Genomic DNA, 23687 nt, shown 5'->3' with positions numbered 1-23687 from the left:
TCCCGCCCAGCTTGCGCGTCGTTGTGGAAGTGAGAACGCCCGGCCCGACGGCCCGAGCCGGGCGTCTCAGCAAGCGGGCGACATCGGTCAGCCGCAGCTAGTCCTTCTAGACAAGGTCGTCGAACTCTCCCTTGGCTGCCCCGTCGAGAAACGCGGCGAACTCTCCGGTCGTGAACGCCAGCACGGGACCGTTCTGGTCCTTGGAGTCCCGCACACCGATCACCTCACCAACCCTCGCCACCTCGACGCATTGGCCACTCTGCTGGGTTCTGGTGCTCTTGCGCCAGACGGCACGACTGAAGTCGATCATGAAAGCTCCCTTGCCACGTCCCGGATCATCGATGCGGAGTCATCCGGGCTGAGCGCCATCGCCCTCAGCCGGTCGAACGCCTGAGTCACGCTCCGCACCTCGGCGTCGCCTTCAGGGTAGAGATCACCGGCCATCGTCTCGATGTAAACGACCTCGCGGTCGGCAGGGTCGGTGAACCCGAGGATCACGAAGCCTCCGGGGGCGCCGGGATGGGCGCCCGCTCCGAACGGCACGATCTGAACGTCGACGTGCGGCAGGGCCGCGATGGTGGCGAGATGCTTCATCTGCTCGGCCATCGTTGCCGCGCCGCCGACCTGCCGACGGATCGCGGCCTCGTCGAGAACGACCCACAGCGCCGGCGGATCATCGCGGTACAGCAGCGCCTGTCGACGCAGGCGAATCTCGATTCGCCGCTCGATCTCCTCGTCGGTGAGGCGAGCGACGCCGCCGTGCAGGCTCGATCGGGTGTACCCCTCGGTCTGCAACAGGCCGGGGATCGAGATCAGCTCGAAGTTCCAGATCCTGGTGGCATCGGACTCGAATCCGATGTAGGTCGCGTACTCGTCGGGGATGCTTCCCGCGTATCGATGCCACCATCCACGCTGTGTGGACGCCTGGGCCACGTCGAGTAGGTCGGCCGTGGTGGAGGCATTCGCGCCGTAGGTCTGCAGCAACGCCCGCACCGCCGGCGCCCGAACGCCGACGAGCGCACGCTCCACCCGCGAGAGGTGCGACGGGGAAATCCCTGCGCTCGCCGCAGCTTCCTCAATCGTCATGTCGATGGACTCACGCAACTTGCTCAACTCTCGCGCGAGCCGTCTACGTCTCAGAGTAGGCCAGTTTGGCACCAGGACAGCATGTCACATCTCCACGAACAACCTCGGCCACACAACTTGTCTGGATCTAGTCCGGACTGCAAGACTAGGAACGCCTAAGACTAGTCCGCTGTCGGTCGGCGAACGTCTGCCATCAGCGCTCGATCAGGTCGGGGAGGTACACAGTGGGCTTCCTAGTAGGGATCGCGGTGTGTGCGGCGCTGCTGGTGGGCTTCGCAGCGGGGTTCGCGTTGTTCAAGCGTGCGCAGCGATGGTGCCCGGGATGCGGCATGCCGATCAGCCAGGCGCACTGCCCGCTCGGCTCAGGGTCGTGGGAGGCGGAAAGGATCCCCGCGTCCCAAGCGCAAGCGGCGGATCTGGCCACCAGAGGCGGATCGCGATGACGACAGCGCTGGTACCTACCCACGCCTGCGCGATGTCTCGCCCTCAGTGCGGCCTGACACGGACGGCGCCGAGCGCCAGTGAGGTGGTCACCAGGGCCAGCGACGATGTCGGGTCACCCGGTCTCCTCGCAGTGGTGACCGGACCAATCCGCAAGCCGATCGACCCCGGCGTCATCAAGCCAGGCAGTCTGGCCCCGATCAGTGCGCCGGGGCCTGTCGACGACGCCTCAGTTCGTCGGATCGGGCAGCAGCGGCAGCGGCCATGATCCCTGCCCAGAGTCCACGGCCCCCACATCTGGCCCGGCACATGCCTCCGGTGCCGCGCCACTTCGACACCGTAGGTGGAATCACCCCTAGCCACATAGCCGAAGCACGCAAAGAACTTGGCCGGCACCTGGCCCAGTGGCGTGCCGTCGCCGGGCTGCGACAGGTCGATCTCGCCAAGCTCATTCGCTACTCCCGAAGCCAGATCGCCAACGTCGAAGTCGGCCGGGACCACACCACCCGCGTCTTCTGGCGCAACGCCGACGCTGCCCTGGGCGCACGGGGAGCACTGCTGGCCATGTCGGACCAGGTCCAGGCGCTCGTACAGAACTTCCAAGCACAACGAGATCACGCACGCGACCAGGGACGCCAGCAGGCCGGGACACCAACAGCCCCGCCCACCTCTCCAGTCCTGGCCCGTCCAGCTGCGTGCGGATGCGGGACGGCCGTCGTCGGCCGGTGGACCCCACGGGAGGTCCGCGCGCTACGCGAAGCGCTACGAATGAGCCTGCGCGCGTTCTCCGAACACCTCGTCCTGACCATCGCAGCCGTCTCCAGCTGGGAGCACCAGAGCACCCCCGCGCTCGACGAGCAATCGGTGCTGGACCAGGCCCTCACCGCCGCCGACAGCCACGCCAAAGCCCGCTTCTGGCTACTTCTCGACAACCCCGAAGACCCCATTCCCGGCGCACATGACCACCCGCCTGCCACCCTCAGGCCCACCGCCACCCCGATCCACCACGCGAACCGCATACGACCAGCGTCCTGACAGCCGCCAACCGCCGAGACGAGAGGAAGGGCCGCGATGCATCGCCCAATCCCCACGCTGCGCGGCACCCTGACTCACACCACCGCCGCCGAGCTGCACCAGCGCCACCACCCGTTCGCGACCGCAACATGCCCAAGGTGCGGCAGAACCGCCTGCCCCGTAGGACATCCGCCGCATCCGTCATCGGTGCACTGACGCGCTCCAGGTCAGGGACTTTCCCATAAGGCGACTCCACCCCGTGCGCGTTTTGTCACATGCGCCCGATATTGTCGCCGCGCACCCCCGCCGACGCTCGCTCACGGAGGTCAACCCATGGCTGGTTCCGCGCTCGACACCGTCTCCGCCGATGAGGCCCGCGCCCAGCTCGTCGAGCAGCTCCTCGCCGGCCGGTGGATCACTTCGCCGGCGGTGGAGGCGGCGTTTCGCCGCGTGCCGCGACATCTGTTCGCGACCGACGGCGTCAGCATCGACGCCGCGTACGCCGACGACGTTGTCATCACCAGTCGCGGCCCGGACGGACGCGCGACGAGTTCGATCTCCGCGCCGTGGCTGCAGGCCTACATGCTGGAGCAAGCCAGGCTGGCACCCGACGCCCGGGTCCTTGAAGTCGGTTCCGGCGGCTACAACGCCGCGCTGATCGCCGACATCGTCGGCCCGGACGTCACCGTCGTCACCGTCGACATCGACGCCGACGTCACCGACCGCGCCCGCACCGGCTTGGACCGGGCCGGCTACCAGCAGGTCACGGTGGTGCACGGCGACGGCGAGTACGGACACCCGCCCAGCGCCCCGTATGACGCCATCATCGTCACCGTGGAGACACCGGACCTTCCACCGGCCTGGCTCGACCAACTCACCCCGGCCGGTGTTCTCATCGTGCCGCTGCGGATACGCGGCATGACCCGGTGCCTCACCCTGCGACGCCACGAGGACCATCTCCTCGCCACCGCCGCACTGCAATGCGGGTTCGTACCGATGCAGGGCGACGGACGCCAACCCACCCGCCGTCTGCTCCTGCACGGCGACGACATCGTCGTGACCCTGGACGACACCACCACCAAAGTGAACCCGAACGCACTCGCCTCCGCCTTGCACTCGCCGCGGCGGGAAGCCTGGTCACCGGTCACCATCACCATGCACGAAGGCTCTTCCTTCGAGTCGCTGCACCTGTGGCTGGCCAGCCAAACCCGACCCTTCGGCACTCTCGCCGTGAACCACGAACGCGCCGCCGGCCTGGTCGACCCGCAAGACCGGTTCGTCTGCCCGACCCTGCTCACCACCGACAGCTTCGCCTACCTCGCGATACGAAAGCTCGACGACACCACCTGGCAGTTCGGCGCCCACGGCTTCGGACCCGATGCCGACACCCTCACCGCCGACATGCTCAACCTCATCACGGTCTGGGAACACGACCACCGGCACGGCCCCGGCCCGACCATCACCGTGCACCCCACCGGCACACACCCGCCCGCACCCGACCGACCCCAGCTGCTCGCAACCCGCCGCCACACCACGATCACCGTCACCTGGCCCAATTCCGGGGAGGCGCGATGACCTCCGACCCGTCGCACATTGAACGCAATTCCCCGGGCTCGCCTACGCTGGTGATCATTCGGGGAAACTCCGGCAGCGGGAAGACCACGACCGCCCGCGAGGTACGCCGCCGCTTCGGACGCGGTGCGGCCCTGCTCGAACAGGACTACCTGCGCAGAACCGTGCTCCGGGAACACGACAGTGCCCACATCGACCCGGTCGCCCCGACGTTCATCACCGCGACCGCCCGCACCGCCCTCGACCTCGGCTACCACGTCATCCTCGAAGGCATCCTGCACACCGAACGCTACGCCCGCGTACTCCATCAGCTCATCGACAACCACGCCGGCCCGGTCGCCGTGTTCTACCTCGACGTGTCCTTCGACGAGACCGTCCGCCGCCATCTCCGTCGCGACGAACCCATGTCCGTCACCCCCGAACACATGCGCAGCTGGTACACCCACCGCGACCTGCTCGGCATCCCCGGGGAGACCGTCATCGGCGAGACCAGCACCTTCGAGCAGACGGTCACCACCATCCTGCACACCAGCGGCCTCACCACCGTCGTCCCGCAGACACCCTGCCCACGACGATGCCCGCACTGCGCCCGCAAAGCCGACCAAGCCGCTACCGCCACCGCAACGGCCTGATGACACATCGTTCGGACTCACGCCCTCCGGAACCCGCTCAGGCCACGGAGCCGGCGCGGTCGACGGCCGATGGCCGGGTCGTGTCCCTCCGACCACGATCCCCACCCACCACCTGAATCCGCATCCGGCACGCCATCCTGAGCAGCACCTACTCGACATCAACGAGCACGGCAGCCCTGAGCACGCTTCGATGGGTTGGCCGGAGTCGGTTCGCCCCCGATCTGTCGCTCTCGACGGGGCGGGATGTCTAGCGTCGGAGGAATGAAGCTGCTGCTGCGCGGCGGGCCCGGCGACGGGCAGGTCGTCGCCGGTGGCGGGGAGACCGTCGTCTGGCGAGCCTGCCTGTACGAGATCACCACTGAGTTGGCTCACCGGCAGGGAGACGACCTGCGGGTCTACCGGCACCGTCCCGACTGCTGTGAGCAGTACGGCAGGGGCGCCGAGGACCGCTGCGAGTGACCTCCATCCCGCCAGCCACCCACAACGCGATCGAACATGCGTACGATTCTGGTTCTGGATCAGGTGGTCAGGAGGTGGTGGAACGGCGCGGTGCGCCACGAGGCGCTATCGATCGAGTGGAGGTGGGAGACCTTCACCCGTCTGCCGTCGTAGCAGCAGGCGTGGAGCTGGAGGCTGCCTAATGTCTTTGTCAAGCGGCAGTGGCGTAGTCGGCCTGGTAGGGCTGGCGGGTTCGCAGGAGTGCGTGCAGCACGTTGATGCGACGGCCTGGGCACTGAGCAGGTAGCCGATCAGTTCGTTGATACTCGCCGGGTCGTTGTCGATCTTCTTGCTCAGCAACAGCTCGCCCGAGTCAGTCAGTTCGACCGCGGCCCAGTGAAAGTCCTTGGCCACGTCCACACCCACGGCTACCGCCATCGATGCCTCGCTTTCAGGTCCGTCGTATCGGTGCGTCCCCGCCCCGCCGTCAACGCCCTACATAGCGATCAATCGCAGTGCCTAATCAGCGGTCAGGACAAGGGTGCGGGGCCGGGGGCCAAGCCTCCTGAGCCATCGAGGGCAGCCAGCCTGAAAGCCATCCCGACCCCGCCTGCGCTTCCCGATCATTCCGGAGGACCGGGGCGCACCCAGAAAGGTAGGGCAGCCTGACTGCGGGAACGCGCGGGAGAGCGGGAAGCGGCCTCGACAACGCCGGGATGGGTTGGTACTGCCAGACGGCCCAGGTTCGGCAAGCGAGACGGAAGGTGTACGTGAGGAACCGACGTGTAACGCCCTTAACTCCTCCATCGGCTCAGTAGTCCGAGGGCGGGAAAGCCGTCTGCAAGGCGAAGGCGGGCAGTGAGCGCAGACTGTCCCCGGCGGTCAGCGGGGTAGTTTGTCACGTAGGTCCTCGACTTGGCGTTCGAGTCGGTTCACCGCGTTTTCGTTGTTGAGGAAGGTGGTGAGGCCGGCGGCGAAGGCGATGGCGATCAGGACGGCGAGGATGCTGAGTACCAGTCCGCCAACGGCGAGGCCCCGGCCGGTGACGTTCGGTTGGCGGGTCATCCGTAGGCCGATGATGCCGAGGATGATGCCGAGGATGCCGAGCACTAGTCCCACTGACGCCAGGATTGCGGTTAATACGCAGATGAGGGCGGCGACCCCGAACACCAGGGCGAATGTGGCGGCGGCGCTGGTCTTCGCCGCAGTGGCCCGTTTGCCTGACCGTGTGCCTGCGGGTTGGTCGGGTGAGTTGCCGGAGCCGCGCGCCGGCGAGTTAGATGTAGTCATCTCTTTCCCTCCTCGCAGTGTGCCCGAGGTTTTCGGCGAGGCGTTTCCCGTTCTTTCTGCTCTTACACGCGTTTTCGAACCTAGGTCGGGCCGCATGCCGTGTCCGGATGAGTGAGGTGCATGACGACACCGGGCGATAGCTCAGTCGACTGGTTGCCCGATACCGTTCGTGGCCTGGCACCTGTCAGCCCTGACGACAGCAGGATTAGCTTGCCGGCGGACGGCCGCCTCGGTGACAGCGCGACTGTCCGGCGGACCGACCGCGAACGAGGGACGGTGAGAGTGGCTCCGGAAAAGACCTGGCAATGGCGTGTCGACGTCGGTGCCGCTCGCCGTGTCGTGGCCCTGTCGGGTGAGATCGACATGTCGGACGCCGACCGGCTCGACGACCTGTTGCACGAGACGATCGCCCAGGCCGCGATGGTGGAGGTGGACCTGGCGGAGGTGACCTTCATCGACTCCACCGTGCTCAGCACGCTGGTCGGCGCGTACCATCACGCGGCCGGCCGGGGCGTGGATCTCACTCTGGTCAACGCCGCTGGGCAGGTTCGCCGGGTCCTCGACATGACCGGCATCATGCAGATGCTCGGTCGGGTGGCAGATCCGCCACCTGCCGCGTTCTGAAGGCGCGAGGCTGGGGTGTCATTGCGAGGGCTGCCGGCGTGGCGCTGGGACAGTGGGATAGTCAGCCGCGGCCTGTCGTGGGCTCAAGGAAGCGGACCATGAGTACGGTGGCGTCGTCCTGGAGTTGGTCGTCTTGGTAGGCGAGGATCGCGTGGACGAGACGGCGGGCGGTCTCAGGTAGCGCAAGTCCGTCGGCCAGGGCCCGGACGGTGAAGTCGACCAGCCGCTCGGTGCCGAACAGTTCCCCGTCGGCCGACCGGGCCTCGATGATGCCGTCGGTGTAGAAGAGCACGTCGTCACCGGGTTCGAGGGCTTCCTCGACGACCACCGGAGGACGCCGGTCGCCGAGGGTCACCGGCAGGGCGGTGGGAGTGGGCAGGACGGTGGCGACCTTCCCTCGCCGGATCACCAGCCCGCCCGGGTGTCCGGCGGAGATGACCCGTAGCCGGCCGGTGCGCTGGTCGAGTTCGGCCAGCATCCCGGTGATCAGCCCGCGTCGGTCGTGGTCCCGCACCGCGTTGTCGATGTGGTGGTACGTCTCGACCAGGTCGAACCCGCTCCGGCGGGCGTTGCGATACGCGGCCAGGGCCAGGCTGGCGAGGATCACGGCGCGCATCCCGCCACCGGAGCCGTGCCCGACGGCGTCGAACAGGGCGAGGTGGGCAATGTCGCCGTTGACCGCGTAGTCGAAGGCGTCGCCACCCACGTCGTAGCAGGGCTCCAGGATCCCACTGATGATCATGTTGCCGGTGGAGAAGGTGAGCGGTGGGAGTTGGGCGCGCAGCATCTCGGCGGCGAGGCGCATCGGCGCCTGTCGGCGAACCTGCTCGATCGTGTCGCTGTAGTGCGACCGCGTGATCACAATCTCGGTGAGCAGAGCGGCAACCGCCTCGAACGCCGCCACCGCGGAGTCGGGCACGGCAGCCGCGGCGACCACCTCCGCGACGCCCATCCGCTCCAGACCGTTGAGCAGCGGCAACCACAGCCGCACACCGTCGTCCACCGGGCCGCCGACGGGGCGCAGCATGCTGAACGCCCGGCCGGCCAAGGTTCCCTCAACGGTCAGCGGTTCCCGGTGCGGCGCGTCCGGACCCGGCAGGGGAAGCAGCTGACGTTGCTCGTGATCGACCAGGTAGAGGACCATGTCGTCGGCACCGAGTTGCCGGGCGGCCCACCGTGCCATTCCCGGCAGGTCCTCCGGCCGGGCGTGGTGCGACTGTCCCAGAAGACCTCGCAGTGCGTCCCGCTCACTCATGCCCACCGACCTTCGCCCCTGCCCTCTCGGGGCCGCCCGACTGGTCAGAGTACGCGGGTGCTCCACCATCCAGCACCGTGCGTAAAGGCGATGGTGCTGTAGGGCAGGCCGAGGCCCACCGTGGTGGAGTCGATCGGCGCGATCTGCTCCGTGGTGCCGGCGAGCTACGTTGCTGCGACCCGACGGGTTCTCCCTCGTGGCTGAACCGTCACTCGGCTGCACATGACCCGACGCTAAGCGATGTCTCGTAAGTCGATGCAGGCGTTATCCGCCACTGGTTTCCAGTCAACTGGACAGAGCGATGTTGTGCAGGTGGGCGATTCCGGATGCGGTGAGGGCCAAGGTCCGGGCGGCGCGACGGTAGTCGCGCAGGATCTTGTAGGTCTTGAGCCGGCCAGGGCATGTTCGACACGGGCCCGGACTTTGCGATGCCCGGCGTTATAGTCCTGCTTCCACTCGGGTAACTCGTTGCCGTCACGGGGCTTGCGGTACGGCATGATCACGTCGGGGTTGCCGCGGTAGCCGCCGTCAGCCAACACCTCGCGACCGGCGAGTTGGGTGTTGATGCCGCTGCTGCGGTACACGATCGTGTCGTTACGGTTGCTGGGTTGTGGGTCGCCCAGGGCGATGACCAGGCGGGTGTTCGCATCGATCGCCACCTGCAGGTTGGTCGAGTAGCGGTAGTTCTTGCTCTGCGCGGCGAGCCGGTGGTCCCGGGTCGGGATCAGGGTGCCGTCCACGTTCGCGACCTGGTCTTTCGTCGGTGGCGTACCGGCGCCGACGCGAGTAGCGGCCCGAGGGTATCGATGACCCGGTGCGCTGCCGAGTGAGAAACCCCGAACAGGGGGCCGAGCTGGCGCATGGTCAGATTCGTGCGCCAGTACACAGCCACCAGCAGGACGCGGTCGGGCAGGGTCAGCGCCCACGGCCGGCCCGGTCGCCCGTCGGTGATGGCGTCACCGCCGCGTTGGGCGACCAGGCGCACGAGGCGGCGGAACTGCGCCGGCTGCAGGCCGGTGAACGGGTGGATCAACTCTGAGCGAGAGGCTGAGATCACCTGCACCCATCGATGATCACCCGCCGTCCGAGGCGGACCGTCACCGGGTTACGAGATATCGCTTGAATGACCGATGCTGACGCAACCGGCGGGCGGGTCACCACTGCCGGCATTCTTCACAATGCCACCGGAGCGGGGTTCAGTGACGCGCCCTACGCCGTCGTCGACGCTACTCGGGCAATTCGCCGGGCGGTCGACAGACCACGCTTAACGCATCCACTGAAACGTCGGGGTGTCCCTCAGGATGCTACTGAGAGGCACAGGTCTTCTACGGTCTCCCAAAGCTGTCGTTCACGGTCAGGGTCGTAGGACTCCTTGGACGAGCGCTCTACTCGTGTGCGGTCGATGTAGGAACCGGAAGGTGCCGGGATGCGTCCGAGCGCGACGTCGGCGAGGTGCTGGCCGGCGACTTTCTGGCTCGACGCCATCGGGGTCAGCGTCATCAGTGGCATGATCCATCGCCCCACGAACCGGACAGCTGCGCCTGCATCGCGGCTCAGGCCGGTACCGGGCACGAACCCGGGGTTGTAGCTGACAATGTCGACGCCCTGTGGCAAACGTCGTGCGTACTCGTGGATGAGGTATATCGCGGCAAGCTTGCTGGTGGAGTAAGCGGTCCCTCCCGCGGTGACGGTGTCGGCCTTCGGGAACGCGCGAGTGCGGGCCAGGCTGGCCGGGTCTTGCCATGATGGCGCAGGCATCATTCCCGCGTTGTGGCGGAAGTCGCCGAAGTGAGCGTCGCTGACGGTGAGAACGATCCGTGACGGCACCTTAAATCGATCTTGCAGAAGGCGGAGAATGATGTGATTGGCGAGCACGTTGACGGCGAATGTCGCTTCGAATCCGTCCGGGCTCTCCGTGACGTTATTCGTGTAAAGCAGGCCGGCGTTGCCGATGAATCCGCGCAGCGGTGGCAGATCTCCCGTATCGAGCCGTTGGATCAGCTCGTCAGCCGCTTCGCGGATGCTGCCCACTGACAACAGGTCCGTCGGGATTGATGTCACGGCGCGTCCGTTTTGGCCGAGATGAGCGGCGAGCTCAGCTCCCGCGGCACCACGGGCCAGGAGCACGAGGTGCGCCTCAGCATCACCTTCGAGGATGCGCTCGACGGCAACACGGCCGAACCCGCGAGTCGCGCCGGTCATGACAATGGTGTGGGTCACAAGATTCTCCCTTGTTGAAGACTTTCGACGTGCCGGTGATGCGTATCGCTTCTACGAGCACGTCGTTGATCGCTTTGCCCGCCTTGTTGACGACGTGGAACCGGCCGAAACGGTCGGTCGCCGCCGTCACAGCCCGCGGCCAATCGAGGCCTCGTCGCATTCGTCGAGGGCCAGCATCAGAGGCCGGTCAGATTTTCGTCGGGCCATCAGGCTGGGTGACGCAGCGTCGTGGCGACGTTTCAGCGTCGGCGAGGAACTTCTCCGCCGTGCGGTCACCGGGGCCCGACGTGGTGCCGGTCGAGGACGTCTAAGCCATGTCCACCCTCTACTATATGACGTAAATTTACTACGTATATCTACGGTAGAGCTTCCTTGCTCGATCGTCAACAGCGCCGTTTACAAGATATAGTGAGTCTCATGTCACCCCGACCCCCAGCCACCGAGCGACTCAACCGCGGCGAGCTCCTGTCCACCGCCCTCGCCATCGCGGACGCCGACGGACTCGACGCCGTCACGCTGCGCCGGGTCGCCGCCGCCTGGAACGTCACCCCGATGGCGCTGTACTGGCACTTCAAGGACAAGGATGCCCTGCTCGACGCGCTGGTCGAGCGGATCCTCGGCGAAATGGAGCTGACCGCCGGCGGCAAGCCCGACCTGCCTACAGTGATGGCGGCCCTGCTGCGCGTCCTGCGCGCGCACCCCGCCCTCGCCGAGATCACCCCCCTCCGCTTCCTGCGCACGGACGCCGGCATCGATCTGGCCGAGCGGGTCATCGGACTGCTGCGCGCCGAGGGGCACTCGCCGGTGGCCGCAGCCCAGCTGAGCATCTTCCTGCTCAACGCGTTGATCGGGTTGGTGATCCGCCAGCCGGGTGAAACCGCCGTCGCCGACCCGGCCCAGCGAGAGTCCCTGCTCACCGCCAAGCGCGCGCGGCTGAAGTCACTCTCCCCGCAGGACTACCCCCACCTGACCGAAACCGCCGACTTCTTCCTCGGACTTCCCGACGAGCAGGAGTACTACGAGCGAGGCCTGACCATGCTCCTCGACGGGATACGTCTCACCTGACCAGGCCCAGCACGGGAATCGAGTTACGAGACATCGCTTAGGTCCGGCCGAAGTATCGGCACTGTCGTCTCGACGGATCGGCGAAGAAGGGGCGTTCCCGCTCAGGCGGGAGGTGACGGTGTCTCCGGTGGGCGCACGGCGGAGTGGCGGGTGTCAGCCACGGCGACACCCGCCAGGACCGCAGCGGCGGCGATGGAGGCGATCAGCGTGTTGGTGAACGCGAGCGGGAACATGACCAGGGCCAGGGTGACGATCGCGACGACGCGGCGGCGGGACAGCCGGTCGAACACGACCCGCTCCAGGCGGATCCGACCGTAGAGGAACAGCGCCGGGCCACCCAGGATCAACACAATCCATACCGGGTAGGCCGGTCGAGGGGGTGTTGCTGCACGATCTCGTGGCCGATCGCGGTGGCGACGATGCCGAGCACCATCACGATGTGCGCCGTGCCGGCGACCCGACCGAGCATGGCCCGGTCGGCCACGGCGTCCAGCGCCGCACCGAGCATCTCCCCGGAGCGATGAAAGTAGACCCGCCAGAGCGCGCTTTCATGCGGCCGCTCCGTGCGGCGGCGGCCGAGCGGCTGCTCTTCCCGGCGGGGATGCGGGCCCGGACGGCGAATCCGCCGTCCGATCGCCGGTCCGCGCTGAACTCGCCGCCGAGCGGCTCAACCCGGTCGCGCAGCCCGCGCAGGCCCCGCCCGCTCCCGCCGGAAACGACGGACGGCACAACCGGGCCGTAGGTACCACAACCTCCAGTGCAGTCTCTCGCTCGCCGTATCGCACCTGGACCAGGGTACGGCTGCCGTGGGCGTACTTGAGGGCTTGGTGAGGGCCTTCTGCACGACCCGGTAGGCGGCGGCGCCGCTCGGTGCCGACGGCTCATCCTCCGAGGTGAACTCCACCGGCTGGCCGTCGCGCCAGACCTGCTCACAAGCGACTCGAGATTACCGGTGGCTGACACCCTGGTCTCGGTGTCGCGGTCCCGGTTGAGCAGGTCGAGCAAGTGCCGCAGATCGGTGATGGCCCCGCCGACAGGGTGTCGCTGACCGCGGTCAGCGGCTGGTCGAGGCGGTCGGGCACGGCGGTCAGGTAGCGCGCCGCTACGCCCGGGGTGTGACGCTCTGGCGGGAAGGTGGGTGTGCTGGCGGTTGGCCTCGTAGGGTGGGAGGGTGCGATCTGACCCGGGGGTGGCCCGGACGGAGCGGGTGAGGTTTCCTGGGCGTCGTCGGCCATGGCTTGCGAGCGCATTGCTGGTCGGCGCCGGTCTGATGGACGGGGTCGCCTCCTATCCCCATACGGGTGAGAGTGCCTTTGTGGTCGTGACCGAGCACGGAGTACACGAGATCGACATCGCCGGTTGGGCGTGGTTGCAGCTGGTGGTCAGCGCCGCCGTCGTGGTGGCTGGGGTTGCCGTGCTGACGGGCCGGCGTTGGGCGACGCTGTTCGCCATCGGCTGTACCGCGACTGCGGTGGCGGTCAGTGCGCTCCTGTTCGCCTATGCTCCCGTGCGGGTGCTGTTGGTGGCTGGGTTGGGCGTCGGGGCCGTCTGGCTGCTGATCCGCGACGGCTTCGCTCAGCGGCGGTGGTAGCCGTCGACGTTGCCTGCGGCGGGCCGTAAGGCGCGGACCCCCCTGGAGGAGTGAATCATCGTGACTGGCAGATGCGTCCGCTGGAGGAGGGGTCGCCTTCCCGTGTTGCTGACCAGATCGGGTTGAGTGACAGTGCCAGCGGTGGCGCCTGCCAGGCCGCGCCCAGCCGTTGCAGCACGCCGTATTCCCGTCTGGGCATGTGGAGTGAGTCGCCGGAGAGGAAGTCGACCGCGCGGGCGTGGGAAGCCGGCCGGCCGATCACGCCGGTGTGGAAGGAGGGCACCTGGAAGACAGGTATGTGGCTGTACTCGCCGGGTGGCGCCTCGATGGCGCTGACCGTCGGCAGGAAAGCGATCATGCGCACTCCCGGCACCGGGCACAGGACGCGGTTTCGGTAGAACGGCGCGTCGATGAGCAGCGATCGGACGAAGGGTTCGTCCGGGCTGGTCTTCACATTTCTGGGAAGGTTCGCCAGCACGGTGAGGGCGCGTAGTTCCCAGCCGGCGGCCCATCCCCAGCCGGAGTGGCCCGGCGGCGGGTAGTAGACGCTGCCCGGACGGACCAGCGGGCTGAACAGCATCACGTCGGTCACCGGGGACCTTGCCCTCGGGTAGTTGTCCAGGTAGTTGCGTGCCACCATCGCTCCCTCGCTCTTGCCGATCAGGGCGATCGGTCGTCTGGTGCGCCGGTGCAGCGCCTCGACCTGAGCCGCGAGGATCGCCGCGCTGGAGTCCAGGGACCGGTGGGTGTCGCGCGGGTCGTACGGCAGTGGGCGGCCCTCACCGTCAAGTCCTCGGTAGGAGAAGCGTTCGACCCGGGGATCGGTCGGCGGTACGCCGGACCATCGGGAGTTGTGCCCGCCGAGCACGATCACCGCCTGCGGGACGCGGTCGGGAAGCCGTTGCGTGACGATGGGTGGCCCCCACTCGCCCTGCTGCCCGGCCGCGACGCCGATCACCGATTCCGACATCACTGCCGTGGCGAGCACGATCAGGACGGCGATCGGTGCCACCGGCACCCGGCGCCAGCGGACCCGGGCGGGCTGCACGGCCGCGCCCACGGTCTGCCCCCAGAGCAGCCCGTTCACCGCGCCGGCCGCCAGGGCCACCAGCACCGACCACCAGCCGGGTGCGGCCGAGATGAGCGCACCGGCGACGGTCAGGACGGCGAAGTTCAGCAACGACCAGCCGAACAGCTCGATGGTGGGCAGCCCTCGCCACCAGCTGGCGGACACTCCCGCTCGTTGCAGGAACGGGGCGAGCAACAGCATCGGCAGCAGCGAGGCGATCAGATACCAGGACAGCGCGACCGATGAGAAGCCGATCGAGAGCGCGGCCCACGGCGAGATGATCAGCATGGCGAGCATGGTGACCCGCGCGTTGCGCCAGACGAACCATCTCAGCGCAGGACGGTCCACCGTCGGCGGCCATGCCAACGCGGTCAGCCCGGCGGAGAGCAGGCCACGGATCACGATGACGGCCAACAGACCAAGGACGAACGTCTGCCACGAGTTGTGGTAGACCAGCAACCACCGCAGATCATGGTACGTGTCGTACGGCCAGACCGCGGTGGCCTGTGGGGCAAGAGCACGAGCCGCTGGGAGCCCGACACCGACGAGGATTGCCGCCTCGATCGCCGGCGGCACCGCGCCGAGCACCAGCAACCACCGCAACCGGCTCGACTTGATCTGCACGCCGCCTCGCTCCTTTACCCCGAGTCCGCAGGGTGAAACCAACGTCGCACGGGCCGATGCCGACGGGTCGGCATTCCCCGGAACCGACATCACCACCGGTGCGGCCCACACCGGCGGCGTTCCTCTGCTGTCCGCGCCCCGGGTGACACGACGGGCCTGCTCCGCTGCTTGCTCACGCAAGGCCAGCAGGCGTGGCGGCAGCCCCTTGGCGACGGGGCGACGGACAACCGCTGCCGTCGGCAGTGCTTCCGGTTGAGGACCGTCGCCCCGTCACCACACACCGAAGGCGGGCCGTCCCGCTCTGGACCGCATGCTTCAACCCGTTAACGGACCAGATGCCCGCCCACCGGAACAGGCGCGCATCCCCGGGTTGGTGTGGGTGAGGACGGGCATGCTTTGGTGGAGGTGCCTTCGTTGGCCGGCGGCTGTCCAAACCGTGGTCACTCCGCGTCTGTCTACGCGGTGTGCTCGGTGCCGAGTTCCCTGTCCTCGATGCTGGCGTCAACAGGGTTGGCGAGGCTGATGGCGATGGTGACCGTGGTGCCGTGTCGGTCGGTGTCGATAACAACGTTGTCGGCCAGCTGCCTGATAATCCATAGACCGCGCCCGCCAAGCGCCGTCGGCGCTGCCGCGATCTGACCAGCCTCCGGGTCAGTCATGCCACCGTCCTCGTCGGTGACCTGGCAGTAGAGTTGCCGTCCCACGCGCCACAGCCGCAGCCTCCCTCGACCCCCGCCGTGGCGCACTGCGTTGGTGGCTAGTTCTCCACCGATGATGAGCAACTGGTCGACCTCATCGGAGGTGGCACCGAGATGATCGGCGTGCGCAGTGAGTGCGGCCCGCAGCGCGTATAGACCGTTGACGTCGAACTGGTGGTCCACGGCGACCGCCTCCGGGACATGCGTCGGCATCGGACCTGACCCGGCATGGATCGACGAGTCAGGGCTGGTCATGGGCGGCTACTACCCGCAACCGGGGCGCGTCACGCGCCCCAACGAGGTCGATCATCTTCGCCGGCACCCCGCGACACCACACGGTCATCCGGCGGGAAGCCGGCAGCCGCAACGCGGTCTGCACGATAGTGGCGGCGCATGTGGCGTCGATGTAGGCCAAGCCGCTCAGGTTCACGCTGATATGCCGGTCCAGCCGACACGACTCCGCCAACGCCTGCTCCAACACCGACTGGTCGCGATAGTCGAGTTCCCCGGCGACCCGGACCCCCGGTGGGCTGTACTGGCGGCAGACATCCCATGTTCTGTTTTGTCAAGTGGTGGGTTGAAGGTGGGCCCAGGCGGTGGCTTCGTTGTAGGTGGTGCCGGTCTTGAGGCAGCCGTGGAGGATGCCGACGAGGCGGTTGCTGAGCTGTCGTAGGGCGGCTTGGTGGCCGGTGCCGCGCTGGCGCAGGGATTGGTAGTAGTTGCGGGCGCCGGGTGAGCCGCGCATGGCGCAGAACGCCCACTGGTGCACTGCGTCGGCGAGTCGCCGGTTGCGGGCATAGCGGGCCAGCACGATCCGGCGGCTGCCGGAAGCGCGGGTGATCGGTGAGGTGCCGGCGTAGTTGCGGCGGGATTTGGCGTCGGTGTAGCGGTGGGAGTCGTCGCCGAACTCGCCGAGGATCCGGGCGCCGAGCACTGGGCCGAGGCCGGGCAGGCTCAAGTAGCGGTCAGCGTCGCGGTGCCGGCCAAAATGCTCGGCCAACACCTGCCCCAACTCTGCGATTTCGACGTTGAGGATGTTGATGATCTGGACCTGGCTGGACACGATCGCCGCGTAGGCGTGTTGCACCGGGCCGGGCTGGCGGAGCTGGTCTCGGCGCAGCGTCTGCTGGATCGTGTCGGCCTTGGCGTCGAGCTTGCGGCGCCCGGCACGCCGTAGCGCGGCAACGATCGTCAGCCGGGGTAGCCGGGCGGCCCGGTCGGGGTCGGGTGCCCGGTCCAGCAGCTCCAAAGCGTCGCTGGCGGTGAGGTCGTCGAACGCCTCAAGGGCGGCGGGGAAGAACTCCCGCAGCGCGGCGCGCAGCCGTAGCACCTGGCGGGTGCGGTCCCAGATCAAGTTCTGGTGTGCGCGGGCCACCAGCTTGACTGCTTCGGCGGCTGGGCTGTCACCGGCGACCTGACGGTGGTGGGCATGGTCCAGGCGAACGATCTCGGCCAGGACGTGGGCGTCGCCGGCGTCGGACTTGGCGCCGGAGGTGGAGTGCCGTTCCCGGTACCGGGCAACCGACATCGGATTGATCGCATAGACGCGGTAGCCCGCCCCGAGCAGTGCCTGTACCCAGGTACCGCGGTCGCTCTCGATGCCGACACAGACCCGGTCGGCTGCCTGCGTCGGGTCGAGCTCGGCCCAGGATGCCGGCATCGCCTCGGCGATGAGCGCGTGCAGCCGGGCAACTCCCTCAAGGCCCTCCGGCAGCCGGGCCCGGGCGATCCGCCGTCCGTCGTCGTCGAGCAGCTCGACGTCGTGGTGGTCCTCGGCCCAGTCGTCTCCTATCCAAATCATCTCGTCCTCCACCATGGGCAGTGCGGGTGATAGCGCGGAGGAGACGACAGCGATCTCATAGTCCAGTGCTCACCGGTACCTAACCAGGGCACGTCATCCCATCAGCCGTTGCATCTCCTCACGACCAGCGGGCGCACGGTCTGCCGCAAGACCTCACCAGGGTCAGATCCGAAGAGTGCTGACCCGCCGACCGCTCCAGCAGCCATCCTGCATCCGCAGGCTGACAAGAACCTATGAGATCCGGACGTTCACACTTCCTGGACTGCGGACGGGCCGTTCTTGAGTTGGACAAGCGCAGTCCACTCGTGGGCTCTCGCAGACGAGGGGTCAAGGCCCCCGTCTGATCGTGGGCAGAACGGCAGCCACTGCCAGTCTTCGGCACCCGGACAGGCCAGAGGGATCCAGCGAACGAGCAACTCCTCGAAGGAGGAAGCCATCGTCCGGCCGTGGCCTTCACCATCGTCGTGGCTGAGATAGACGACGCGCCCGTACGCGTCCTCGTTCAAGTCCAGCGCCAGATAGTCGCCGTTGCCGACCTCCATGAATGGCAGCTTGTGATGCCAGACCCTGTCGTAGGGGTCACTCGGATCCGGGAACACGTTGTCAGCCCACCCTCGAACTGCCGTCATCAACTCAGGCAGGCCGTTGAGTGACCAACATAGGTTTCCGGAGAAGATCTCGTGGAATGGATCAGGGAAGGTGTGCTCGGGCGGTGCGAACCAGGCGAGTTCCACGCGGCTGGCGACGGTCGTCAGGCAGTGCCGCAACGACATCGGTAGCCTGCACCCCAGTTGGTCTTCTACCGCTTCGACCTCGCTCGGTGAAGCCGGCGAATCGACCACGAGCGGTCGGGTGTCGAAGCCCTGTGCCGCGAGAGATTCCAGGATCTCCGAGAGCCGGCCGACTGCCTCCGTCGCGTTCACGAGCGAAGTGTGCCACTGTTACTGACTCCCGGCACCGGTCCCCGGACCAGCGCGCGACCTGCGGCTAGATGAGCGTGCCGAACTGGGTGGCCGCAATCCGCATGCAGTCGGGTAACGACATTGCTACCTTGCCACCGGTGGCGAGGCGAAGGTACGTGGCGAGGGGCGTTGACGGCGGCTACCGGATCTGGGACAACCGGGCCTGCCGGTGGTGGGGCGACCTTTATGAGCTCTGCCCAGACGAGTTGCTCAATGAGCTGAACGGCGGCGCCCGTGACTACGCCAAGATCACGGCGCTGCTCCGCGAGTACCGAGCACAGAAGCGGTAACGCAGTACACCAGGCCGCCGCGTTCGGTGCGGCATGAGCGGTATCGCAACCGCGTCGGTTATTGCCGGTCGCGGACATTCCGTATCGCTACGGTTCTGTGCCATGCCCGACGCGATCTTTGCCCACCCGCGCCTCGCGCCTGTCTACGATGCGTTCGATGGCGACCGCGCGGACCTCGACGCATATCTTCGCATCGTCGACGAGTTCGACGCCCGACACGTGCTCGACATCGGATGCGGTACCGGATCCCTGGCCATCCTGCTGGCAAGAAGCGGACGACATGTGACCGGCGTTGATCCCGCCGTTGCCTCCCTCGACGTGGCGGTATCCAAACCCGGCGCCGCATCGGTCACCTGGCTCCACGGGGATGCCACGACGCTCCCCGCGCTGTCAGCTGACATCGCGCTGATGACCGGCAACGTGGCTCAAGTCTTCCTTGACGACGATGACTGGAGCGCGACACTCCAGGGCATCCATGGCGCGCTACGCGACGGCGGCCACCTCGTGTTCGAGACGAGACGCCCGCAGCGCCGCGCCTGGGAGGAATGGGTCGTTGACACTGACCCCGTCACCCGAAACCTTCCTGGCATCGGTGAGGTCCAACGGCGCATGGAAGTCACCAGGGTGGCGCTGCCATATGTCTCCTTCCGGTACACGTACACCTTCGCCTCTGACGGCTTCTCGGTGGAGTCGGACTCCACCCTCAGGTTCCGCAGTCGAACAGACGTTGAGGAGACCCTGGTGACCAACGGTTTCACCACCATCGACGTCCGCGAGGCCCCAGACCGCCCTGGGCGGGAGTACGTGTTCGTGGCGCAACGAACGCACTGACCACACCAACACTGAACGATGGACGCACCCTTCTCAGGCGTGTCCTCGCGCCTGCCCATGAGCAGCGGCTGCGTTCCGTGACGCCCGGTCTGCGGCAAATCCGGTAAACGCACGGGTGCTGCTGCGGACGGCGGTCGATCAAGTGGTGCGGGATTCGATTTCGCCGACGAATGTTGAGATCGCGGCGGCAAGCTGTTCGGAAGAGTCCAAGTGAACGTCGTGGCCGGCCCCGTCGATGACGATCATGGCGGCCATGGGGTTGGTTGCCAGCATCTCGTCCGCTTCGGCCTGCTCTAGGAAACCTCGCTCGCCCTTGACGAGCAGGGTTGGCGTGCTGATAGCCGCCCAATCGGCCCACCGCGCTTCGGCGTTGACTGCATGGATCGCCTCTTGGAGGACCTCGAGCTCGAAGCGGGGCACCAGTCCCGTGGCGGATGGCGCCAGACCTGCCGCCCAGGCTTCACCTGCCCTCCCCCCGCCGAAGTACGTGGCGGCGGCCGTTGTGTCGGCAAACGGGGTCGGCCACGATGCGAACCAGTCGATGACCTCGTTGGTTGCCTCCTGCCCGCCGCCGCCCACGCCTCCCTCGACGAGGATGAGCGCCGACACCAGCTCTGGGCGACTTGCTGCCAGAAGGAGGGCCGTGTGGGCTCCGAAGGACTGGCCGACCACCATGACCGGACCCACATCTAGGTTCTCGATCACGGCCACGGCGTCGCTGACGAACGCCGCCCTGCTGAGGTCATCCGGACGCGTGGTGCTCGATCCATGACCACGCTGGTCAAGGCTCACCACCCGGTGCTCGTTGCCCAGGCGCGACGCGACGGCAGAGCACTCCAACGCGTATCCACCAAGCCCATGCAGAAAGAGGATGACTTGCCCGGGCACGCCTGAGTCGTACACGGCCAGCGCCACCCCCGGCACCGCCAGCTCCCGACTTAGCCAACCGATCTTGTCCTCCGACATGCAAGAACCCTGCCATCCGGCTGGAGCACCAACCGCGCGGGGTGCGGCAGATGTGCGCACTTTTCACTGTGTTCGTGAGGCGGGATCAGCCGAGGTGGCGCAACCGCCGGCCGAGATGCAGAACGTCGGTCAAGCGGACGCGCAAGTGTTTGACACGCCCGCCTTCGGTTCGGCTCAGTGGTGAGCCGCCTCGCTGAGGAAGTCGGTGATGAGGGCGGCGAGTTCTGATGGGCGTTCGGCGACCATCGCGTGGCTAGCGCCGGCCAGATGCAGTACCCGCAGGTACGGATTGCCCACAGTGGCGAGGCGTTCGGTGGTGGCCCGGCGGTAGGTGGCGTACAGCTCGTGGAACGGTCCTTGCTCGGGGAGGTCCTCGGTGGCGAGGACGAGAAGCAGGGGGCACCGGGTATCCCGGTAGGCGGGGACCAGGTCGAGCGTTCCCATCGCCTCCCGCATCTGCCCGGTCAACTCCGGTCCGGGTCGTAGCCGGCTACTGCCGTCGTCGCACGGCACGAGGTTACGTTCGAAGGCCGCCACCCAGTCATCCGGATCGGCACCGTACCGTTGGGCCATCGCTTGCTGCCCCGCCAGGGCAGCGGTCAACTGTTCGGCGGTGAGCGGCTCGGCCAGCATCGCGGCCATTCCGTCGAAGGCGGCACGCAGCTTGGCGAGTTCCGTCGCCGCCTGGCCTGGGTCCATCCCGGCGAGTTGCTCCGGGCGGCTCAGCGTTGGATTGCCATCCAGGCTGACGGCGCCGGGGCACTCCGGCTGGCGCTGTGCCCAGAGCGCGGCCAGAATCCCACCGAGGGAGACGCCGACCACTGCGGGACGGTCGAGACCGAGGCTGTCGGCGACGGCGGCCAAGTCGTCCAGCACATCGTCCCATTGCCACGGGCCGTCACCGGAGCGCCCGTGGCCGCGCAGGTCGACGGTGACCACCCGGTGTGCCGGCCGTAACTTTTCGGCCAGCGTCGTCATCTGGACGAGGTTGCCACCCGCGCCGTGCAGAAGCAGCAACGGGCGTCCGGATCCGCCGAAGTCGCGGTATGCGATCGGCACGCGGCCGGAGCTGACGAGGGGGTCAGGCACGTCGGGTTCCTTCCTGGAGTAGTCGGTCGCGGACAGCGGCGGACAGCACGCCACCCTCGGCATGGCGGGCGAGCTTGCCGCGGGAGGCCAGGTCATGGACGCCCTGACGGGTGATGCCGAGCATGGCGCCGGCCACCGCGTACGACACCGATTCGGCGGTGGGGTGGCCAACCCTTCGCGCGACGATTTGGCCGAGTGGGGTGCGCCACCAGTCGAGAGGTGGGTTGAATGGGCCATCGCTGGGAGAGAGCGTCGAGATCGCTCGGATGATCACGCCATAAGCTGCCTGATCGTCGCCGCTGACCATCGTGGTGGCCCACGAGTGCGCCTGCTCATGGACGACGGTCCGCAGCGAGTCGATGGCGTGGTGGCCGTCGACCAGGATCTCGAGCGGGTCGAGCAGCCGAATGTCGATCAACCTGATGAGCTGCCCGACAAGTTCCTCATTACCCGGTCGCACGCCGCCCCCTTCACTTGACACCTATCGTCAAGTACTTGACTAAAGATGTCAAGTAGTGAGTCGTCCTCGTCCTGAGTAGCGGCTGGCCTCGACGGGGTGCACGACGGCTACCTGACGACCGATATCGCAGGGCGTCGCAGGGAGTGTCCGCACCCCGGTTGGAATATTCGAGCTGTGGGCGGCGGGCCGGCGACAATGCGCTCCGGGCTGCTGTCAGCGGTGTCGCTGCGAATCTCGCCGACCAGGACGCCGACGTCAACAACATCGCGGACGCTGCGGTGCGCAACGACGGGCCTGCCTACGCGTTGAACCTCACCGCTCTCCCCGCGACAGCGATCGCCGCTCTGGCTGCCAGAACCAGCCGCACGCCGATGGAGGTGCTGCGGCCGATGCCCGATGGCCGGGACGTGCGCCGTTAACGCGCAGGACCGCGCTCCATCGGCGGCAAATCCGGTTAGCGGGTCGGGTCTCGGCCAGTTTGCAGGTCGCCGTCCTTGCATCGAAGCCTGCCTCCGGACATGATCACAGCATGGTTGAAAGAATGGACATCGCTACCGCCTGATGAGCGGGCAAGCTGCACGGCTGCGCGTCTGGCGCGCCCTACCTGAGCGCTATGCGGACAGGAATGTGGCGGCCTCCACGGTCGATGCCGCCGGACGTGTCATCGCGCTACTGGTCGCTCCAGATGCGACCTGTACCGAGCGGGGAGCAGCGCTCCAGCCGTATGCCGCGACTGCGGTCGTCATCGACGGCAGCGACGTCACCGAGGTGACCATCCCAGAACTCGACCTGCGGTTCCCCAAGATCGACGTCCTCGGTGACGGCTTCGTTCTAGCGGCGGCACGATGCCGGATGCCTACCGGGCCGGCGGCCACGACCGTCGCCGAGCTCGAGGCGCAGATCCCCCACAATGCGCGCATCGTCAACGCCGACGGCTCGATCCGGACCACCTTTCACGCCGGCGACGGCATCGAGCAACTGATGGTCGACCGGGCGGGCAATATCTGGATCAGCTACTTTGACGAGGCTTCCATCTGCGCGCCGCATCCGGTCAGGCAGAACCGCACGCGACCGCCCCACCGCACCAGCATGTCCATGCCCGGCCTCATCCGCTGGACCGCGGCTGGCGACGCAGCCTGGTATGCGACCCAAGATCGGAACGGCCCAGCGAGCTGGGTCGACTGCTACGCGCTCAACGTCGGCATCCACCGCACCTGGGCGTATCCCTACACAGGCTTCCCACTTGTAGAAATCGACCAGGACGGGGTGCGCTGCGTACGTCGAACGCCCGTCCGCTCCGCGAGTGGCATCATCGTTGCCGGCCAGCGTGTGGCGTTCGTAGCCGGCCAGGGACACGGCCCGCAAGCCGCCGGCCGCTACCTGGTCACGTTCTCCCGCATCACCGATGGCCCGGTCGAAGCCACCACGACAGCGCCACTTCTCCTGCCCACCGGCCACCGCCCAACCACCTGGGCACGGCGAACAGTGTGCCGAGACAACCGAATGTGGATGCAGTTCGGCAACGAACGAACCTGGTATGTCCTCGCCATGTGAGCGAGTCGCCATCGACTCGGATGGCTGTACCGGAACCCGAGGCACGCACCCTTCTCGGCTACTTGTTTCATTGACCTGCGACCGTGGCCCGGCCAGGCTTCGGTCGTGGCGTCCG

The 23687-nt window shown here is 67.3% G+C and carries 26 protein-coding genes and 2 pseudogenes; 11 read left to right on the top strand and 17 right to left on the bottom strand.

Annotation, left to right across the window (positions count from 1 at the left end; all coding sequences use genetic code 11):
* Positions 1-106: 106 nt before the first annotated feature.
* Positions 107-310 carry a DUF397 domain-containing protein gene (locus CLT74_RS02190; RefSeq protein WP_099845044.1) on the bottom strand — a complete coding sequence of 68 codons (204 nt, stop codon included), beginning with the start codon at positions 308-310 and terminating at the stop codon, positions 107-109.
* Positions 307-1158 carry a helix-turn-helix domain-containing protein gene (locus tag CLT74_RS02185; protein ID WP_486581914.1) on the bottom strand — a complete coding sequence of 284 codons (852 nt, stop codon included), beginning with the start codon at positions 1156-1158 and terminating at the stop codon, positions 307-309. Before CLT74_RS02185 ends, CLT74_RS02190 begins: the two co-directional genes overlap by 4 nt.
* Positions 1159-1845: 687 nt before the next feature.
* Between CLT74_RS02185 and CLT74_RS02180 the strand changes: the two genes are divergently transcribed.
* The 4 genes from CLT74_RS02180 to CLT74_RS02165 all read left to right on the top strand — a co-directional run bounded on the left by CLT74_RS02180 (position 1846) and on the right by CLT74_RS02165 (position 5204).
* Positions 1846-2562: a helix-turn-helix domain-containing protein gene (locus CLT74_RS02180; RefSeq protein ID WP_486581913.1), complete on the top strand. Its 717-nt coding sequence runs from the start codon at positions 1846-1848 to the stop codon at positions 2560-2562.
* Positions 2563-2874: 312 nt separating this feature from the next.
* Positions 2875-4116 carry a methyltransferase, FxLD system gene (fxlM, locus tag CLT74_RS02175; protein WP_099845042.1) on the top strand — a complete coding sequence of 414 codons (1242 nt, stop codon included), beginning with the start codon at positions 2875-2877 and terminating at the stop codon, positions 4114-4116.
* Complete coding sequence (locus CLT74_RS02170; protein WP_099845041.1) at positions 4113-4745, top strand: AAA family ATPase; 633 nt, start codon at positions 4113-4115, stop codon at positions 4743-4745. The genes fxlM and CLT74_RS02170 overlap by 4 nt, the downstream gene beginning before the upstream one ends.
* A gap of 261 nt (positions 4746-5006) precedes the next feature.
* Positions 5007-5204: a hypothetical protein gene (locus CLT74_RS02165; RefSeq protein ID WP_099845040.1), complete on the top strand. Its 198-nt coding sequence runs from the start codon at positions 5007-5009 to the stop codon at positions 5202-5204.
* Between the two features lie 105 nt (positions 5205-5309).
* Here the strand turns inward: CLT74_RS02165 and CLT74_RS30095 are convergent, their stop codons facing one another.
* Both CLT74_RS30095 and CLT74_RS02160 read right to left on the bottom strand, forming a co-directional pair.
* On the bottom strand, positions 5310-5621 hold the full coding sequence (locus tag CLT74_RS30095; RefSeq protein WP_143697020.1) for an IS110 family transposase: 312 nt from the start codon (positions 5619-5621) through the stop codon (positions 5310-5312).
* A 444-nt stretch (positions 5622-6065) separates the two neighbouring features.
* Positions 6066-6473, bottom strand: coding sequence for a hypothetical protein (locus CLT74_RS02160; protein WP_099845039.1), 408 nt, complete (start codon positions 6471-6473; stop codon positions 6066-6068).
* Between the two features lie 276 nt (positions 6474-6749).
* Here CLT74_RS02160 and CLT74_RS02155 point away from each other — a divergent pair, with 276 nt between their 5' ends.
* A complete protein-coding gene (locus CLT74_RS02155) occupies positions 6750-7097 on the top strand; it encodes an STAS domain-containing protein (RefSeq protein WP_486581912.1) in 348 nt (115 codons plus the stop codon).
* Between the two features lie 61 nt (positions 7098-7158).
* On the opposite strand, the gene CLT74_RS02150 is transcribed toward CLT74_RS02155, so the two are convergent.
* The 3 genes and pseudogenes from CLT74_RS02150 to CLT74_RS02140 form a co-directional block, all read right to left on the bottom strand.
* A complete protein-coding gene (locus tag CLT74_RS02150) occupies positions 7159-8352 on the bottom strand; it encodes a PP2C family protein-serine/threonine phosphatase (RefSeq protein ID WP_099845037.1) in 1194 nt (397 codons plus the stop codon).
* Positions 8353-8637: 285 nt separating this feature from the next.
* Positions 8638-9415: pseudogene (locus CLT74_RS02145) on the bottom strand (transposase family protein).
* A gap of 233 nt (positions 9416-9648) precedes the next feature.
* Positions 9649-10572, bottom strand: a complete 924-nt coding sequence (locus tag CLT74_RS02140) for an SDR family NAD(P)-dependent oxidoreductase (RefSeq protein WP_486581911.1) — start codon at positions 10570-10572, stop codon at positions 9649-9651.
* Between the two features lie 417 nt (positions 10573-10989).
* Here CLT74_RS02140 and CLT74_RS02135 point away from each other — a divergent pair, with 417 nt between their 5' ends.
* A complete protein-coding gene (locus CLT74_RS02135) occupies positions 10990-11637 on the top strand; it encodes a TetR/AcrR family transcriptional regulator (protein WP_099845036.1) in 648 nt (215 codons plus the stop codon).
* 101 nt (positions 11638-11738) lie between these two features.
* On the opposite strand, the gene CLT74_RS02130 is transcribed toward CLT74_RS02135, so the two are convergent.
* Together CLT74_RS02130 and CLT74_RS30090 are read right to left on the bottom strand one after the other, a co-directional pair.
* A complete protein-coding gene (locus CLT74_RS02130) occupies positions 11739-11987 on the bottom strand; it encodes a hypothetical protein (RefSeq protein WP_099845035.1) in 249 nt (82 codons plus the stop codon).
* On the bottom strand, positions 11981-12145 hold the full coding sequence (locus tag CLT74_RS30090) for a hypothetical protein (RefSeq protein ID WP_143697018.1): 165 nt from the start codon (positions 12143-12145) through the stop codon (positions 11981-11983). Before CLT74_RS30090 ends, CLT74_RS02130 begins: the two co-directional genes overlap by 7 nt.
* Positions 12146-12808: 663 nt before the next feature.
* Between CLT74_RS30090 and CLT74_RS31035 the strand changes: the two genes are divergently transcribed.
* Complete coding sequence (locus CLT74_RS31035; protein WP_486581910.1) at positions 12809-13228, top strand: DUF7144 family membrane protein; 420 nt, start codon at positions 12809-12811, stop codon at positions 13226-13228.
* A 55-nt stretch (positions 13229-13283) separates the two neighbouring features.
* Here CLT74_RS31035 and CLT74_RS02120 read toward each other — a convergent pair whose 3' ends face one another.
* The 5 genes and pseudogenes from CLT74_RS02120 to CLT74_RS02100 all read right to left on the bottom strand — a co-directional run bounded on the left by CLT74_RS02120 (position 13284) and on the right by CLT74_RS02100 (position 18343).
* Positions 13284-14921: a hypothetical protein gene (locus CLT74_RS02120; RefSeq protein WP_099845033.1), complete on the bottom strand. Its 1638-nt coding sequence runs from the start codon at positions 14919-14921 to the stop codon at positions 13284-13286.
* A gap of 455 nt (positions 14922-15376) precedes the next feature.
* Complete coding sequence (locus CLT74_RS02115; protein ID WP_158240172.1) at positions 15377-15832, bottom strand: ATP-binding protein; 456 nt, start codon at positions 15830-15832, stop codon at positions 15377-15379.
* Between the two features lie 28 nt (positions 15833-15860).
* Positions 15861-16127 (bottom strand): annotated as a pseudogene (locus tag CLT74_RS02110) (STAS domain-containing protein); the annotation flags it as partial.
* 57 nt (positions 16128-16184) lie between these two features.
* Positions 16185-17420 carry an IS110 family RNA-guided transposase gene (locus tag CLT74_RS02105; protein ID WP_099851125.1) on the bottom strand — a complete coding sequence of 412 codons (1236 nt, stop codon included), beginning with the start codon at positions 17418-17420 and terminating at the stop codon, positions 16185-16187.
* A 248-nt stretch (positions 17421-17668) separates the two neighbouring features.
* Complete coding sequence (locus tag CLT74_RS02100; protein WP_099845030.1) at positions 17669-18343, bottom strand: SMI1/KNR4 family protein; 675 nt, start codon at positions 18341-18343, stop codon at positions 17669-17671.
* A 137-nt stretch (positions 18344-18480) separates the two neighbouring features.
* On the opposite strand from CLT74_RS02100, the gene CLT74_RS02095 reads away from it, so the two are divergent.
* Positions 18481-18672 carry a hypothetical protein gene (locus CLT74_RS02095; protein WP_099845096.1) on the top strand — a complete coding sequence of 64 codons (192 nt, stop codon included), beginning with the start codon at positions 18481-18483 and terminating at the stop codon, positions 18670-18672.
* A gap of 102 nt (positions 18673-18774) precedes the next feature.
* Positions 18775-19503 (top strand): class I SAM-dependent methyltransferase, encoded by a 729-nt coding sequence (locus tag CLT74_RS02090; RefSeq protein WP_099845029.1) that lies wholly within the window; start codon positions 18775-18777, stop codon positions 19501-19503.
* Positions 19504-19641: 138 nt separating this feature from the next.
* On the opposite strand, the gene CLT74_RS02085 is transcribed toward CLT74_RS02090, so the two are convergent.
* From CLT74_RS02085 to CLT74_RS02075, 3 genes are all read right to left on the bottom strand, one after another.
* Positions 19642-20469 carry an alpha/beta fold hydrolase gene (locus CLT74_RS02085; protein WP_099845028.1) on the bottom strand — a complete coding sequence of 276 codons (828 nt, stop codon included), beginning with the start codon at positions 20467-20469 and terminating at the stop codon, positions 19642-19644.
* A gap of 174 nt (positions 20470-20643) precedes the next feature.
* Complete coding sequence (locus CLT74_RS02080) at positions 20644-21558, bottom strand: alpha/beta fold hydrolase (protein WP_486581909.1); 915 nt, start codon at positions 21556-21558, stop codon at positions 20644-20646.
* Positions 21551-22018, bottom strand: coding sequence for a hypothetical protein (locus CLT74_RS02075; RefSeq protein WP_099845026.1), 468 nt, complete (start codon positions 22016-22018; stop codon positions 21551-21553). The genes CLT74_RS02080 and CLT74_RS02075 overlap by 8 nt, the downstream gene beginning before the upstream one ends.
* Before the next feature lie 143 nt (positions 22019-22161).
* Here CLT74_RS02075 and CLT74_RS02070 point away from each other — a divergent pair, with 143 nt between their 5' ends.
* Together CLT74_RS02070 and CLT74_RS02065 are read left to right on the top strand one after the other, a co-directional pair.
* On the top strand, positions 22162-22437 hold the full coding sequence (locus CLT74_RS02070; protein ID WP_199172053.1) for a hypothetical protein: 276 nt from the start codon (positions 22162-22164) through the stop codon (positions 22435-22437).
* A 142-nt stretch (positions 22438-22579) separates the two neighbouring features.
* The gene (locus tag CLT74_RS02065) at positions 22580-23572 is read left to right on the top strand and encodes a hypothetical protein (RefSeq protein WP_143697016.1); all 993 of its coding nucleotides are present in this window, start codon (positions 22580-22582) and stop codon (positions 23570-23572) included.
* The last annotated feature ends 115 nt before the right edge of the window (positions 23573-23687 follow it).

This window comes from Verrucosispora sp. CNZ293, assembly GCF_002754655.1.
Note: the sequence above shows the minus strand (reverse complement) of the source record. Positions and strands in the feature narration are given on the sequence as shown.